The sequence below is a fragment of the Limnobacter sp. SAORIC-580 genome (genome assembly GCF_013004065.1).
In the GTDB taxonomy this organism is placed as follows: Bacteria; Pseudomonadota; Gammaproteobacteria; order Burkholderiales; family Burkholderiaceae_B; genus Limnobacter; species Limnobacter profundi.
Genome location: NZ_CP053084.1, coordinates 3,178,951 through 3,194,478, shown reverse-complemented (window position 1 = coordinate 3,194,478; position 15,528 = coordinate 3,178,951). Strand labels below are relative to the sequence as shown.

Genomic DNA, 15,528 nt, shown 5'->3' with positions numbered 1-15,528 from the left:
CGATGAGCACCCCATGATCACATTCAATCGCCACGACCTGGTGTGGTTAAAACTGGATGCAGTAAGGCATGCTGAGTATGCCGGGCCAGCACCTATGGAGCCCATCAGCGCATTGTCGCTTTTGCATCGGTGGGTGCTCAGTGGACACCCGTTGATTGTGGCGCGTCAAGAGGATGTCTTGCCGCATTGTCTGCGGGTGGGTTTGGCCGAGCCACCCTCTTGGGGCAAAAAGCGCTTGTCCTTCATCGTGAATAGTCAAGGCATTGAAAAGCACCAGCAAGGACCAAACCTGGCCAATGTGTTGCCAGGCTTACCGCAGCATTGGCAAGCGGGGGCTGTTGCTTTGCAGGCGTTTTTGGATGAGCACAATATTGCCGCACATGTGTACGGTTCAAGTGCTGTGCAGGTCTTGACCGGTTTGCCATGCCTTACTGAAAGTTCTGATCTTGATGTGCTGTTCAAACCAGTGAGTTGGCTTGACGCTGAAAAGCTGTGTCTTTTTCTAATTGCACTTCAAACCGAATACCCCGAGTTTAAGGTGGATGGCGAAGTGCTCAATCCAAGTGGTCAGGCTGTGCAGTGGCGTGAATTGCATCGAAGCTTTTCCGATCCCAATTCGAAGTTGATGGTGAAAACCAATCACACCGTGAAGCTTGTTGCATTGGCGACGTATCAGCAGGGTTTTCAATGCCCGGTTGGGAGTGCTGCATGAAAGAACTGGTCGCACGAATTGATACAGCAGCCTGCCAAGCGCTTCGACAGGAAGTGGACCTGGAGTACAAACCTGGCTTGGTATGCCCAGGCAACAATGGCAGCCATGCCGACATGAATGCCACAACGTTCTACCGCAGCATAGCCGCTTTGCGGGGGTACTTCGGAAACTGTTTTGCAGCGGGTATTGAGGGTGCAGAATTCAGAACACTGCAGGCGCATGGCCTGGTCGCCGAGAAAGCCATGTTCAAGGCCACTGAAGGTGTAAACACCCACAAAGGCGCCATTTTCCTGATGGGGTTGTTGGCGGGTGCAGCGGGTGCCCAGTTTCGTGAACACGGGTGTTTCGACCCGATCAGCCTGGGCAGGTTGGTGGCGGCCAAATGGGGCGTGAATATATTGTTGGCAGGGGTGCAAGACCAGGTTCAACGCCTTGACTCACCCACGCATGGTCGCCGTGTGAAAGATGCCTTTGGTTTGCCCGGCGCGCGCGAGCAGGCAGCCGAAGGTTTTCCGGTGCTGTTCTGGACCACGGTGCCACAACTTCGCTGGGCTTTGTCTGAAGGGCTTTCGCAAGAGCAAGCGCAGTTACATGCCTTGGTGTGCACCATTGGCAAGCTGCCTGACACCAACCTTGCCCATCGCGGCGGTTTGAAAGGTTTGCAATGGGCCCAGGGCAGAGTGGACCAGTTTCTGGCTGAGGGCGGCGTGTTTGCGCCCGGCTGGAAAAGCAGGGCGCAGCACCTGTGTGCACAGTTTGAATCGCAGAGGTTAAGCCCTGGTGGCAGTGCTGATTTGTTGTCTGCCGCGCTGTTTGTGCAAGCCTTGGTGCAAGTCAATTCCGAGCTGCCCAACTTTATGGTTGCACGCTCATGACTTTGTGCATTTTGTGCCCGGGGCAGGGTAGCCAAACCGTCGACATGCTTCCACGTTTGCTGGCTGAGACATTGATTGCTCCACACTTGGAACCTTTGTTGGATGCCATGCCTTTTGATGCCATGGCGGTGTCGCAGAATTCCGAATTGTGTTTCGCCAACGCGCATGCCCAGCCTTTGATTGTGGCTTCAGGCGCCGCAGTTGCCCAGGCCCTGCAGGCGCATGGCATTCATGCTGATTTAAGCGCGGGTTACAGCATTGGTGAGCTGACCGCCCACACGGTGGCCGGCAGTTTGCAGGCGTTGGACGGAGTGGGTTTGGCGGTGAAGCGTGCGCAGTGCATGGACCAGGCGGCACCCGCAGCCCACGGCATGATGGCCGTGAAAGGTGTGCGTCTTGAAAAGCTGCAAGCCATTGCACTTGAGCACGGCTTGGCTGTGGCGATTGTGAATGATGAACAGCATGCCGTACTCGCTGGCCCCACGGCGGTGATGAAGTCGATTTGCAAAGGCATGGAACGCGAACTGGGCGCGCATGTGGTGCACTTGAATGTGCAAGTGCCTTCGCACACCACGTGGTTAAGGGATGCAAGTGCGCAATTCAAGAATGCACTGGATGCGGCCAGTTGGCGCAGATTCGATTGCCCGGTGCTCAGCGCGCTGGACGGAAGCCCTGTAGAGAATCGCAATGGCGCAATCGATTGCCTTGCGCGTCAAATTTCTGAACCCCTTCAGTGGGCGCGTACTTTGGACTTGGCTTCTGAAATGGGCGCCACGGTTTACTTCGAAGTGGGCCCGGGCAATACGCTGACCCGCATGGTGCGTGAGCGATTTCCGAATGTGAAAGCGCGTTCCTTGTCCGAGTTTCAAACCTTTGAAGGCGCATTGAATTGGTTGAGCTGAACGCAGCACTGTTTGCTGAAATTTTTACGGTGCAGGCAGTTGCTGCGTACATTGCAATCGGCATTGTTGCCGGTTTTCTGGCGGGCCTCTTGGGCGTGGGTGGGGGCAGTGTGCTGGTGCCTGCATTGGTGTGGGCCTTCAAACTGGCCGCATTGCCCGGGCAGTGGAACTTCCGTTTGGCCCTCGGCACTTCCATGGCCACCATCCTGTTTACCTCGGTGTCCAGCGTGCGTTCGCACCACCTCCACGGCGCAGTGCGCTGGGATGTTGTGAAAAATTTCATTCCCGGTATTTTGTTGGGTACCTTGTTCGGTACCTTCCTTGCGCGGCATGTGTCCACCACTTTCCTGATCGTGTTTTTCGCGCTCTTCATGGGCTTGGCCTCGTTTCAAATGTTCTTCGAATACAAGCCTAAACCGGGGCGTGTACTGCCCGGGCGCAACGGGCAAATGGGTGTAGCCACCTTTATTGGTACTGCGTCGTCGCTGGTGGCTGTGGGTGGCGGTGCACTCACCGTGCCGTTTCTGGTGTGGTGCAATGTGTCGATTAAAAATGCCATTGGCACCGCATCGGCCATGGGTTTTCCAATTGCTTTGGGTGGCACCATCGGTTTCATATTCAATGGCTGGACTGCACCCGGCCTGCCCACAGGCAGCCTCGGTTTTGTATACACACCCGCCTTGTTGTTCACGGTGGTGGCCAGCGTGTTGCTTGCCCCATGGGGTGCGCAGGCGGCACACATTCTGCCTGCACCCCTGCTTCGAAAAGTGTTTGCGGCGGTGGTGTTTGGCATTGCGGTGAATATGGTTCAGGGGCTTTTGTAGCGCGGTGTGTGTCCAGCAAAGCTTCAAGCGTGGGCATTTTTAAAGGCTTGCTCAGTACTTTGTCGAATACCGACCAATCCCGGCTGTGTGTGGTGGTGGACTCGTCTTCACCAGTCAATGCATACACCACCAGGTTGCCATAACGGCAGTCCTTGCGAATTTCCAGGGTTGCATCAATACCGTTTAACACTGGCATGTTGATGTCCATCAGCACGAAATCAATGGTGTCACCTTGCGCCTTGATGATTTCGACAGCACGTTGACCGTTTTCCGCTTCAATGCAATGTATACCCCTCTTGTTCAAAAGTGCCTTGATCACAGTTCGGGTCATCTTGACATCTTCAACCAGCAACACCACCAGCTCGGTTGCGGGCTCAGTTGAGCGGGGCCTGTTGCTTTTGCTGTCTGTGGGGGTTTGAAGTGAATAAAGCCATTTCACGATTGCCGCAGGCTGAAGCGGCCCCTGCACCAGGAAAATTCGATTTGCGTAGTCGGGGTGGTTTGATGTTTGCACATGCCCATTCATCCCGGGCAGTATCAAGGCCCGGTGATTGGTGTTGCTGGCAAGGTACGCGTGCGCGGTTTCAATGCGATCCGTGATCATTAGTAATGCACCGTGATCTACACACTGGCAACCCATGCTTGCCAGCATTTCCCGTGCATGTACATCGCATTGTGGGTTTGCCACAGCCAATTGAATTGTTTGTGAAGTCAGCAATTCAAGCGTTTCCGTGTTTTGTTTCTTGCCGGGTTTCAAGGGCACATGAAGGGTGGCGGTGGTGCCAGCGCCCTCGCTGCTGGTAATTTGTATTGTGCCGCCAACGTGTTCAACCAACGACTTCACCAAATTCAAACCCAGGCCCGAACCACCGTAGAGGCGAGCCGTAGAGGGAGTGGATTGTGCCAGTTGATCGAACAGGTTGTTCACGCTTTCCTCTGGAATGCCAGGGCCTGTGTCGTTCACCGAGAACTGCAGCAAGTTGGTTGACAATTGCTCGACACGCAGGCGGATATGCCCGGCCTCTGTAAATTTGCAGGCATTGCTGATCAAATTGCCCACCATTTGTTTAATCCTGAAGGCATCGCCAATCCAGTGCCTTTGAATACTTCCTTTCATTTCAATGCGCAGCTCAAGATCGTGATTTTTAGCCCCGCCGTACAGGTGGGTCGACAGGTTATAAATCAGTGACCACAAATCAAACTCGTCCTCTTCAAAATGCAGTTCGCCCCGGTCCAGCCGGAAAGAATCCAGCGAATTCGTCAACAGGTCGACCAGGTCTTCTGTGCAGTACTTCAATTTCTCCGTGAGGTCTTGTTGTGTGTCCGTGTCGCATTGCTCATTCAGCAAATTGCAAAGACCAAGAATTGTGTGAAGCGGGTTCCTGATTTCATGGCTCATGGTCGCCACAAACTGGCTTTTCGCAGCGGTAAGTTGATCGGCTTTTTCTTTGGCCTCAATCAGACGGGTTTTCGCAAGGGTTGATTCTGTAATGTCCATCAGGCACATCAAATAGCTGGGTTTTTCCTGAATAACCACAGACTCGCCTGAACATCCAAAATAAGCTTTTTTGTCGCTGGTTTGGAATTCAATGGACAGGCTGCTTTCCTGCTGCACAGCATGGCGCATGTTTTCCTCCACCTGCGTTTGCTGCGTAGTGCAAACAAACTGTTGGCAAAATTCGCCCAGGTTGGAAAAACTGTCACGGGGTGAATTCAGCAGCCGCTGCGCTTCGGGTGTCAGCTGCACCTCACCGGTTTTGGGGTCAATCACAATGCTGGCCACATGGGCAATTTCACTGGCCAATTCAAGAAGTTTTGTTCTCAAAATCAGGTTTTGTTTGGCAAGGTGCTTTTCCGAGATGTCTTGCCCGATTGTGTAGAAGCCTTTGACCTCACTCCCCACCACATCGGGCAAATACTGCACGAGAATGTGACTTGGGCGGTCGTTTGCTGTGTTTTTTAAAGTGACCAGGTAGTCGCATGGCTCCCCGGCCAGCGCCTTGTTAATCAGTGGCATCGCAATTTCAAGACGCTGCGGGGAAAGAAGTGTGCTGATGTGGTTACCTAGCAACCTTTCGGGCTTCATGGAAAACCATTGGGCATAAGCCTTATTTGAAAAACGGTTGTGAAGGGTATGGTCCCAGTACCCCAGCATGTAGGGGACACCGTTTAACAGCGACTCCAGATCGCGCTGCGCCTTTGCACGTGCTTTCTCGGCGTTTTCATGTTGAAGCAACGATGCTTTTATCGTTTTGTTTCCATAACCGAAATAAACAAGCACCAACATGTTGTTCAGAGACCAGAACAAGGTCACCAACGCAACGCTGTTCCAGACATCATCTGAAATCGAGGGGCCGGCACTCAATTCCAAAAACCAATAGGCCAGGAACGGCGATACGCCCAATAGAACGGCGATTAATTTATAACGTGTTTGTAAAGACCGGATAGAAGTTGTCATTGTTAATTCAAAGGTACGACACACGGATCGACAACCGCCATGAATGCAATGTATTCCTTCTGGTACGCCGAAAATCATATTGCGGTGTATCGGGGCTTTTACGCAACCCCCATTTTTGCTAAACCCCCAACATCGGGGTAACGTTGAGTGGTAATGAATTTCTTGTGGGGTAAGCACATCCATTACCATGTCCGCCTAGATTGGTGCGAGAACGTTAAAAACAATCAAGCTTTGGCCCCAATGCACCAATACCCGAATTGAAGGAGTTTGTTCAATGAAAATCAAACAATGCTTTTTGTTTTTGTCGATAACGCTGCTTGCCGCAACGTCATATGCCCAAATGCACACCGACCAGAGGAATTTACCCGCATTGATTCAAGTGGCCACAGGCAACACTTTGGTGCTGGAAACCCGCGCCGAGGGACAAATTACTTATGAATGCAGCAAAGAGAAAGACCCGCTGACTGCTTACAAGTGGACCATGGCTGGCCCCAAAGCAGTGTTGAACGATGCCAAAGGAAAGAAGATTGGCGACTATTCGGGTCCGCCCGCGCGCTGGACACACCAAGATGGTTCGTTTGTCACCGGCTCACAAGTGGCTGTGTCGCCCAACGGCAGCAAAAACATTCCCCTTCAACTGGTGAAAGCCGATGTGGCCGGCGGGCAGGGTGCCTTGACCGGAGTCAGTTATGTGCAGCGCGTGAATACGCAAGGTGGTGTAGCGCCAGCCAAAAAGTGCTCGGCTGACAATGATGGCGAGAAAGCCGAGGTAAGTTACAAGGCCGAGTACCGATTCTGGGCGGTGAATTGATTCGAAAGATCAGCTTATACAACCATTTAAAAGCCTATTTGCACCCAATAATTTGAAATTGGCTATTAATTGGGTGTAAATGGGTGTAATAATGGGCAATGCTGAATACACACTCACTTCAAATTTCTCCCGAAATTTTGCGCCTGATTGCTCGCATCGACGAGTTCAAAGGCGCTTGGCGTGCTTTGGGTACACTGGCGCCAGACCGTCTTTCCGCCTTGCGACGAATTGCAACCATTGAAAGTATCGGTTCCTCCACTCGAATAGAGGGCAGCAAACTGAGCGATCGCGATGTGGAGCGATTGCTTTCCAATCTCTCTATTCAGTCTTTTGATTCACGAGACGAGCAGGAAGTTGCTGGCTACGCAGAGCTGATGGATTTGGTGTTTTCCGCTTGGCAAGACATTCCGTTTAACGAAAATCACATCAAGCAACTGCATCAGGTTTTGCTCAAGCACAGCAACAAAGACAGCCGACATCGCGGCGCTTATAAAACCAGCTCCAACAGTGTGGCTGCGTTTGACCTTAGTGGTGTGCAAATCGGAATTGTTTTTGAAACAGCGACTCCGTTTGATACCCCCCGCTTGATGGCTGAATTGATTGAGTGGGTCAACGAAGAGCGCCAAAAAGGCGAGCTGCATCCTTTGCTGATCATCGGCATTTTCGCTGTGGTGTTTCTTGAAATACACCCGTTTCAAGATGGGAATGGCCGACTAAGCCGGGTGCTAACCACCTTACTGCTCATGCAGGCAGGTTATGCCTATGTTCCTTACAGCTCGCTTGAAAGTGTGATCGAGCTGAACAAAGAGGCCTATTATCTGGCCTTGCGGCAAACCCAAGGTACCATTCGATCCGAGTCTCCGAACTGGAATTCCTGGATTGTGTTTTTTTTGCGTTCCTTGGCTGAGCAAGTGCGTCGATTGGAAAAGAAAGTTGAACGCGAAAGAATTGTGCTTGCCGCTTTGCCACCCTGGTCGTTAAGTATTGTCGAGTTCGCCAAAGAACATGGCCGTGTCACCATCGGCGAAATGGTCCGCTTGACTGGCGCCAGCAGAAATACCTTGAAACAACATTTTCGAAATCTGACTGAGGCAGGGCATTTGGAGCAGTTGGGCAGTGGGCGTGGTGCGTGGTACCGGCTTAAATAGAATTGATCAGTGCTTGGGAGCCCCCAACAAAGCCTCAAACGCCAGCGCCGCATTGCTCAGCGGCCTGTGTGGCAAGCGCAGCCTGAACAAGGGGCGTTCCATTTTTCCTGAACCCAGTGCAAAGCGTTTTACGCGGCGCAAGGCAAGTTGATCTCGTGCGGTAATTTTAGGCACAATGCCCACACCGCAACCCGCTGCAACAGCTTGGATAATCGCCTCGTTGCTGTTCATCTCCAGTGTGCGCTGGGCTTGTATCCCCATGTTCTGCAGCAATTGCTCCGCCACGTTGCGGCTGCCTGAGCCCTGTTCGCGCAGTATCCACACCTGCTGCTCCAGTTCGCGTTTGCGCGCGCCATTCTCAAAGCTGGGTGCAATGGCGACCATTTCTTCGGTGCGCCACAAACGGGTTTCAATGCGTTCGTCGACCACCTCGCCTTCCACCAGGGCCACATCCACTTTGCAGTCCAGTAAAAGTTGAGCCACGTTCTCGGTGTTGGCGCCTACCATCTGTACATCCACGCCGGGGTGTTTGTCTGAAAACTTCTTCAGGTAAGGCGCCAGCCAATAACTGGCGATCGTGGTACTTGCACCCACAATCAGGCGCCCGCGTTCCAGGTTCTTGAAGGCGCGCAGTACTTCGCTGGCTTCGCGTTCCATGGCAAACAGGCTTTTGCCATAGTCAAACAACACTTGCCCGGCCTCATTGGGTTTGAAGTACTTGCCCTGGCGTTCAAGCAGCAGGGTATCCAGTTGCGCTTCCAGTTCTCGCACGGCTTTTGAAACTGCGGGCTGGCTGATGCCCAGTTGCTCTGCTGCCTTGGTGAAACTGTTTTCTTCCACCGCGCAAACATAAATTTTAAGAAGGTGTAAATTCATGCATAACCTATAGTTATGAATACAGAAATTCTATTGTCTATGGGTATGAGAAAAAAAGCATCACCATAAGGTGTCTTTTTTGAATTCATGATCCATGCGCGTTCTTCAAGCCCCCAACACCGCCTTGCCTTTTGGTTTGCTGCTCAGCTTTTTGCTGGCTGCATTGGCCTGGCTGGGCGCTGTACCGGGTGGCCTTGCAAGTTGGGGCCTTGGCTTGTTGCCTCTGGCCATGTTCCTGGGCATGGCACTTGGCAATACCGCTCCTGCCTTGGTTCGGCACGGTCAAGTTGGGTTTGGTTTTGCTCGCCGCCATGTCATGCGCACGGGCATTGCCTTGTTTGGTTTCCAGTTGGGGTTTGCGGATTTGCTCGCCGTGGGTTGGCAAGGTGTATTGGCGGCGGTGTTTGTTGTGGCAAGTACTTTGGGGTTGGCGGCTTGGTTGGGCAAGCGCATGGGCTTGCAGGCCAGCAGTTTTCTGCTGATTGGTGCTGGCAGCGCAATTTGCGGGGGTGCAGCCATTGCTGCGGCAGATTCGGTATTGCGTGCGCCACCCGCGGCCACCTCAGCTGCCTTGGGCACAGCCGTGGTGTTTGGCACGCTTAGCATGTTTGCCATACCGGGGTTTCAGTGGCTGTTTAATTTGCAGGCCGATTTCACTGGCCTTTGGCTGGGCTTAAGCGTGCATGAATTGGGGCATGTGGTAGCGGGCGCTGCGCTGGTGGGTGGTGAAGCACCCGCATTCGCATTGATCGAGAAAATGTTGCGTGTGGCCTTGCTGGCGCCGGCCATGGTGTGGCTGGCCTGGCACATGGTGCGCGAGCAGCGCAAACAGCCAGGCGCTCAAGTCAGCCATGTGTCCATGCAACCCCCTTTGTTTCTGTGGGGGTTCTTGTTGGCAGTGGTGTTGAAATCCACGGGTGTGCTGAGTATTCCACTGGAAACTGCTTTGGTTGATTTGTCCCAGTTGTTAATGGCCACCGGGCTGGCGGCTTTGGGCGTGGGCACGCGCTGGCTTGATTTGCGCGCTGCGGGCGGGAAGGTGTGGGTGCTGGGTGGTGCCTTGTGCATTCACCTTTGGGCAGCAGGATTCGTCTTGGTGCACGTGATTCAAAGCGGTGCTGCAGCGCATTAATTTGGGTTGCCCAGAAAACGCAATGCCGCACAAGTGCAAGTAATAAATAGGTAAAGCAGCAAAAACAGCACTGCTACGGTGCAACAAAAGCTGGCACGGTCTATGCATATCATGACCTGTCATAACAAGTTTGATTCAGGCAGCAAATATGAACGGGAAATCAGCGATCAAAGTAGTGGAAGAGCAAGCATTCGATACCAATGTGTCGGCCTTGCCCTTGTACACCCAGGTGCGGGAAAAGTTGCGCAAAAGCATTCTCGATGGCACCTACGCACCGCACACACAAATGCCCTCTGAAAGCCAAATGATCCGTATGTTTGGCGTAAGCCGAATCACCATTCGCCAGGCGCTGGGCGACCTTCAAAAAGAAGGCCTGATATTCAAAGTGATGGGCAAGGGCAGTTTTGTGTCCAAACCCAAAGCGTTTCAAAGCCTGTCGCGTTTGCAGGGTTTTGGTGAAGCCATGTCGTCCTCGGGTTATGAAACCTACTCGAACGTGCTCAGCGCAAAGCCGGTTGAAGCTACCGCACAGGTGGCCAATCGCCTGCATGTCAAACCTGGTCAGCCTGTATTTGAAATTCAGCGCCTGCGCTTTTTGAATCGCGAACCCATTTCAGTGGATGTCAGTTATTTCCCAATCGAGATTGGGGAAAAGTTGCTGCAAGAGGATTTGGCTGTGCGCGACATTTTTGCAATTCTGGAAAACGACCACGGCTACAACCTGACCCACGCGGATTTGCAAATTGAAGCCATTTCAGCCGATGAATCGCTGGCCCAACAACTGCGTGTGGACGAGGGCTGCCCCTTGCTGCGCATGGAACGAATGACTTACGCGGGCGACAAGCCCATCGACTTTGAATACCTGTATTACCGGGGCGATGCATTCCAGTATCGCTTGCGCATCAACCGAACTTGAGGAGTGTGAACATGAAACGCATCGACTTGGAATACGACCTGGTGGTGATTGGTGGCGGCACAGGCGGCCCCATGGCTGCCGTCAAAGCGAAAGAACAAAACCCCAAGCTGCGTGTGCTGCTGGTGGACAAGGCCAACGTAAAACGCAGCGGCGCAATTTCCATGGGCATGGATGGCTTGAACAATGCCGTGATTCCTGGCCACGCCACAGCCGAGCAGTATGTGAAGGAAATCACGATTGCCAACGACGGCATTGTGGACCAAGAGGCAGTCATGGCGTATGCCGCGAACAGCTTTGACATGATTCAGGAACTCGACAAATGGGGCGTGAAATTCGAGAAAGATGAAACCGGCGACTATTCGGTGCGCAAGGTTCACCACCTGGGCAGCTATGTGTTGCCCATGCCCGAGGGCCACAACATGAAGCGCGTGCTGTACCGCCAGCTAAAGCGCACCCGTGTGGAAGTCACCAACCGCGTGGTGTGTACGCGCTTGCTGACTGGTGCCAATGGCGAGATCACCGGTGTGATGGGCTTTGATTGCCGCACGGCAGATTTTTATGTTATTCGCTGCAAGGCCGCCATTATTGCCACGGGCGCAGCCGGCCGCATGGGCTTGCCTTCTTCAGGCTATTTGATGGGCACCTACGAGAACCCCACCAACTGCGGCGATGGCCATGCCATGGCCTACCACGCAGGTGCTGCATTAGCCAACCTGGAGTGCTACCAGATCAACCCGTTGATCAAAGACTACAACGGCCCAGCTTGTGCGTATGTGACCGGCCCCTTCGGAGGTTACACGGCCAACGCAGCCGGTGAGCGCTTCATTGAATGCGATTACTGGAGTGGCCAAATGATGATGGAGTTCTATCGCGAACTGCAAAGTGGCAATGGCCCTGTGTTCTTGAAGCTGGACCACCTCGCTGAAGAAACCATCAGCGAGATTGAGGTTATTTTGCACACCAACGAGCGCCCAAGCCGTGGCCGTTTCCACGAGCAGCGTGGCAACAACTACCGCAAGGAAATGATTGAAATGCACATTTCCGAAATCGGGTTTTGCAGTGGTCACAGTGCCTCCGGTATCTGGATCAATGCGCAAGGTGAAACATCAGTACCTGGTTTGTATTCTGCCGGCGACTGCGCCAGCGTGCCGCACAACTACATGCTGGGTGCATTTGTGTACGGGAAAATTTGCGGTGTAAACGCCGCCGCCTACTGCGCTGAAAACACACTGAATGAACTGGACGAGTTACAAGTAAAAGCCGAGCACGATCGCATTGAAGCGCCGCTGCTGCGCACCGAGGGGCCTACACCCTTCCAGGTGGAATATAAAACACGCCGCTTGGTCAACGACTATTTGCAGCCGCCCAAAGTAACCCGCAAATACCAAATCGGTTTGCGCCGCATGGACGAGGTACGCGCCGATGCGGCAAACATGGTGGCCACCAATGCCCATGAATTGATGCGCGCCATGGAAACGCATTCGATCATCGACTGCGCCGAAATGGCCGCGCGCGCCAGCCTGTTCCGCACCGAAAGCAGGTGGGGCCTTTACCACTACAGCGTAGACCACCCCGAGCGCGATGACGCCAACTGGTTCTGCCACACCCTGCTGTACAAAAACGCGCAAGGCCAAATGGCCATGAAGAAAAAGGAAATCGAGCCCTACATTGTGCCCATCGATGAAAAGGAAATGGATGCTTACCAGCGCTTGCGCGTGGTCGGTGAAGCCGCTTGATTTGCCCTAACACACAACACGAGAGGTACTGAACATGACCATGGCCGCAACAATTACCCAAGTCCCCGTCAAGGTGGATTCCGAGAAATGCATTGCCGAAAAAGGCTGCACCGTGTGCGTGGATGTGTGCCCGCTCGATGTGCTTGCCATTGACCACGTCACCGGCAAGGCATTCATGAAATTTGATGAATGCTGGTATTGCCTGCCCTGTGAAAAAGATTGCCCCACAGGTGCTGTGCATGTGGACATTCCATTCTTGCTGCGCTGAAAAGGAGCACACCATGAGCATTGCAATTCCTACCTTGCAAGAACGGCTGAACAGCCCCGATGCCGAAGTACGCCGACTGGCTGTGATTGACTTGCCTTACAGCGATGAAGACGACATTGAGTTGTTGTTGCTGCCTTGCCTGCACGATGCCGATGCCAATGTGCGCCTGGAAGCAGTGCGTGCACTGGAAGGATTCGAGGATCAAACCACGGTCACAGCTTTGGCACAGATGCTGCTAGATACATCAGCAGTGGTTCAAGAAGCGGCCGGTTTGGTGCTTGCCGAATTGAAAGAATCTGAATCGGCGCCGCCCTTGATTCCGCTGCTGACCCACGCGGATGCCACTGTGCGTTCGCTGGCCTTGAAAGCTGTGCGTGCGTTGCGGGTGCCTGAAGCTTACGAGCCCGCCTTGAACCAGTTGAAAGACCCCAGCCCGGCAGTTCGCCGTGAAGCAGTGGGTGTGCTGGGTTACCTCAAGCGTGCAGAGGCAGTGGGTGAGCTGGCTGAAGTGGCGGCCCACGACCCCGATGGTGAAGTACGCCGAATTGCCGTGGGTGCATTGGGTTACACGAACGAGGTTAGTGTGCTGCCTTCACTGATGCGGGCTTTGAACGACAGCGTGTGGATGGTGCGAGAAGAAGCCGCAGCCACCATTGGCAAGCTGGGCATGGCACAGGCCACCGATGAACTGGTGAAAGCCATGCAAGACGATTACTGGCAAGTGCGTGTGAAAGCAGCGCGTGCCTTGGGTGTCATGAAGGCTTTGCCTGCGCTTCCTGCACTGGTGGAAGCCATGAACGACACCGTGAGCAATTTGAGAAAAGAGGCGGCCATTGCCTTGGGTGAAATTGGTGACAAACGGGCCATTCCCGCACTTGAAAAAGCGCTGGAAGACAACGACCCGGATGTGCGAAAACTGGCCCGCCTGGCACTGACCAACATCACGCTGAAACACAGCTAAGGGGATTTGCCATGACATTCGTGGTGACGCAAGCCTGTATTAAATGCAAATACACCGACTGCGTGTCGGTGTGCCCGGTGGATTGCTTTCACGAGGGGCCGAACTTCCTCGTGATTAATCCTGAAGGCTGTATCGATTGTGGTGTGTGCATTCCTGAATGCCCAGCCAGTGCAATTTACGAAGAAGGCAATGTTCCAGCGGACCAGCAGGAATTCATTGAAATCAATGCAAGGTTGGCTCAGCTGTGGCCGGTGATTGACAGCGCCAAAGAGCCGCTGGAAGACGCTGACGCCTGGGTTGATATCACGAACAAAAAGCAGTACCTGGAGGAAGCCTGCACAGACAAGGCCTAAGCCCGAGAGCATTCAAATATTCCGACTGTCAAATACAGCCAACCACCTGGCACCAATTTTGAAACGAGTCTATTGAAAAGGATTGTTGACATGAACACGGGAATCTTCAAAGGAATCGCAGCACAGGGCAAGGTAGTTGGCAGGTTCATCGGCATTCGCGCAGCCAGCGCGCTGGTGGCCTGCACACTTTCATTTCCAGCATTGGCCGAAGTGGTCACGGTGGGAATTGGTACACAGAACACCACCACCAACACAGTAACTGGCGGTGTTGTATTGAAAGAACTCGGCTTGATTGAAAAGCACCTGGCCAAGGTGCCACGTTTCAAAGACATTCAGTTCAAGATTGAATGGCAAAACTTCACTTCTGGCCCACCCGTGACCAACGGCATGGTGGCCAATACTTTGCAAATCGGCATGATGGGCGACTACCCGCTGCTGGTGAACGGTGCCACGTTTCAAAACGGCAATGAAACCAAAAGCCGCCTGATTGCGCTGATTGCCTACAACGCGGAAGGTGCGGGCAATGGCGTGGTGGTGCACAAAGACTCCCCTTACTATGAGCTGGCTGACCTGAAAGGCAAAAAACTCTCCGTGCCTTTTGGGTCGGCAGCACATGGTATGTTGCTCAAGGCGCTGGAAGACCGTGGCTGGACTGCCGAAGACTTCGAGCTTTCCAGCCAAAGTCCGGAAGTGGGCACCTCCAGCTTGCAAGAAAAGCGCATTGATGGCCATGCTGACTTTGTACCGTTTGCCGAGCTTCTTCCTTACCGTGGTTTTGCCCGCAAAATTTTCGACGGCGCTGAAACCAAAGTGCCCACATTCCACGGCGTGGTGGTACGCGAAGACTTCGCCAAGAAGTACCCCGAGTTTGTGGTGGCCTACATCAAGGCATTGATGGAAGCCAACGACTGGGTACGCAAAAACCCGGTGCAGGCCGCAGCCAAAATTGAAGAATGGACCCGCATTGAGAAAGAAGTGGCGTACATGTTTTTGGGCCCAGGCGGTGTACACACCCTAGACCCCACCATCAAACCCAAGTGGGTTGAAACCGTGAAATACGATCACGGTGTACTCAAGCGCATGGGCCGCGTGAAGGAATTCGATGCAGATGCCTGGGTAGACGAAACCTACGTGAAGCAAGCCTTCAAGGAATTGGGTTTGGACTACGCCAAGCAAAAGGCCAGCACCACCAACTATGAAATTAGCGGCACCGACCCGCTGTGCGGCGGCAAAATTACCGAACCACGCCAAGCTGGCGAAGTGTGGATAGAGGGCGGCGCTATTACTGCCTACAAGTCGGCCAATTGCACGCTGGCTGCCATCAAGAAAGCCCAAGGAGAAGGCAAGAAAATTGGCGTGGCCTATGTGTACGACCAAAGCATGAAGATCAAGGTGTTTGCCGACAAAGCATTTTATTCCCTGAAAGCCGGTGCCAAAACTCCCGAGATTGTGCCCTTTCTGTTGAAGAAAGACGCAGAGGCTTTTGCCGCGAAGAACGGCGGCAAAGTGGGCCTCTATGACGATGCACTTGCACTTGCAGTAGTGGGGAAATAAAC

The 15,528-nt window shown here is 53.4% G+C and carries 14 protein-coding genes and 1 pseudogene; 13 read left to right on the top strand and 2 right to left on the bottom strand.

What is annotated here, in order from left to right:
* Positions 1-13 precede the first annotated feature (13 nt).
* From mdcG to HKT17_RS15670, 4 genes are read left to right on the top strand one after another with little or no spacing between them, the layout of a single operon-like run.
* The gene (gene mdcG / locus HKT17_RS14985; RefSeq protein WP_171101165.1) at positions 14-712 is read left to right on the top strand and encodes a malonate decarboxylase holo-[acyl-carrier-protein] synthase; all 699 of its coding nucleotides are present in this window, start codon (positions 14-16) and stop codon (positions 710-712) included.
* A complete protein-coding gene (locus HKT17_RS14980) occupies positions 709-1,587 on the top strand; it encodes a triphosphoribosyl-dephospho-CoA synthase (RefSeq protein WP_171101163.1) in 879 nt (292 codons plus the stop codon). The genes mdcG and HKT17_RS14980 overlap by 4 nt, the downstream gene beginning before the upstream one ends.
* The gene (locus HKT17_RS14975) at positions 1,584-2,489 is read left to right on the top strand and encodes an acyltransferase domain-containing protein (protein WP_171101161.1); all 906 of its coding nucleotides are present in this window, start codon (positions 1,584-1,586) and stop codon (positions 2,487-2,489) included. The genes HKT17_RS14980 and HKT17_RS14975 overlap by 4 nt, the downstream gene beginning before the upstream one ends.
* Complete coding sequence (locus HKT17_RS15670; RefSeq protein WP_240965843.1) at positions 2,477-3,313, top strand: sulfite exporter TauE/SafE family protein; 837 nt, start codon at positions 2,477-2,479, stop codon at positions 3,311-3,313. The genes HKT17_RS14975 and HKT17_RS15670 overlap by 13 nt, the downstream gene beginning before the upstream one ends.
* 28 nt (positions 3,314-3,341) lie before the next feature.
* Here HKT17_RS15670 and HKT17_RS14970 read toward each other — a convergent pair.
* Positions 3,342-5,600 (bottom strand): annotated as a pseudogene (locus HKT17_RS14970) (hybrid sensor histidine kinase/response regulator); the annotation flags it as partial.
* A 445-nt stretch (positions 5,601-6,045) separates the two neighbouring features.
* On the opposite strand from HKT17_RS14970, the gene HKT17_RS14965 reads away from it, so the two are divergent.
* Together HKT17_RS14965 and HKT17_RS14960 are read left to right on the top strand one after the other, a co-directional pair.
* Positions 6,046-6,582, top strand: coding sequence for a DUF3455 domain-containing protein (locus tag HKT17_RS14965; RefSeq protein WP_171101157.1), 537 nt, complete (start codon positions 6,046-6,048; stop codon positions 6,580-6,582).
* A gap of 98 nt (positions 6,583-6,680) precedes the next feature.
* Entirely contained in the window at positions 6,681-7,730 is a 1,050-nt protein-coding gene (locus tag HKT17_RS14960; protein WP_105027624.1) for a Fic family protein, read from the top strand.
* A gap of 6 nt (positions 7,731-7,736) precedes the next feature.
* On the opposite strand, the gene HKT17_RS14955 is transcribed toward HKT17_RS14960, so the two are convergent.
* Complete coding sequence (locus HKT17_RS14955) at positions 7,737-8,606, bottom strand: LysR substrate-binding domain-containing protein (RefSeq protein ID WP_171101155.1); 870 nt, start codon at positions 8,604-8,606, stop codon at positions 7,737-7,739.
* A 94-nt stretch (positions 8,607-8,700) separates the two neighbouring features.
* Between HKT17_RS14955 and HKT17_RS14950 the strand changes: the two genes are divergently transcribed.
* The 7 genes from HKT17_RS14950 (at position 8,701) to HKT17_RS14920 (ending at position 15,526) form a co-directional block, all read left to right on the top strand.
* Positions 8,701-9,738, top strand: coding sequence for a YeiH family protein (locus HKT17_RS14950; RefSeq protein ID WP_105027622.1), 1,038 nt, complete (start codon positions 8,701-8,703; stop codon positions 9,736-9,738).
* Positions 9,739-9,886: 148 nt separating this feature from the next.
* Positions 9,887-10,654, top strand: a complete 768-nt coding sequence (locus tag HKT17_RS14945; protein WP_171101153.1) for a GntR family transcriptional regulator — start codon at positions 9,887-9,889, stop codon at positions 10,652-10,654.
* Between the two features lie 11 nt (positions 10,655-10,665).
* Positions 10,666-12,390, top strand: a complete 1,725-nt coding sequence (locus HKT17_RS14940) for a fumarate reductase/succinate dehydrogenase flavoprotein subunit (RefSeq protein ID WP_105029729.1) — start codon at positions 10,666-10,668, stop codon at positions 12,388-12,390.
* 34 nt (positions 12,391-12,424) lie between these two features.
* On the top strand, positions 12,425-12,658 hold the full coding sequence (locus tag HKT17_RS14935; protein ID WP_008247354.1) for a 4Fe-4S dicluster domain-containing protein: 234 nt from the start codon (positions 12,425-12,427) through the stop codon (positions 12,656-12,658).
* 13 nt (positions 12,659-12,671) lie between these two features.
* Complete coding sequence (locus tag HKT17_RS14930) at positions 12,672-13,619, top strand: HEAT repeat domain-containing protein (protein ID WP_105027620.1); 948 nt, start codon at positions 12,672-12,674, stop codon at positions 13,617-13,619.
* Positions 13,620-13,630: 11 nt separating this feature from the next.
* Complete coding sequence (fdxA, locus tag HKT17_RS14925; protein ID WP_105027619.1) at positions 13,631-13,972, top strand: ferredoxin FdxA; 342 nt, start codon at positions 13,631-13,633, stop codon at positions 13,970-13,972.
* A gap of 90 nt (positions 13,973-14,062) precedes the next feature.
* Positions 14,063-15,526 (top strand): ABC transporter substrate-binding protein, encoded by a 1,464-nt coding sequence (locus HKT17_RS14920; RefSeq protein WP_205882458.1) that lies wholly within the window; start codon positions 14,063-14,065, stop codon positions 15,524-15,526.
* The last annotated feature ends 2 nt before the right edge of the window (positions 15,527-15,528 follow it).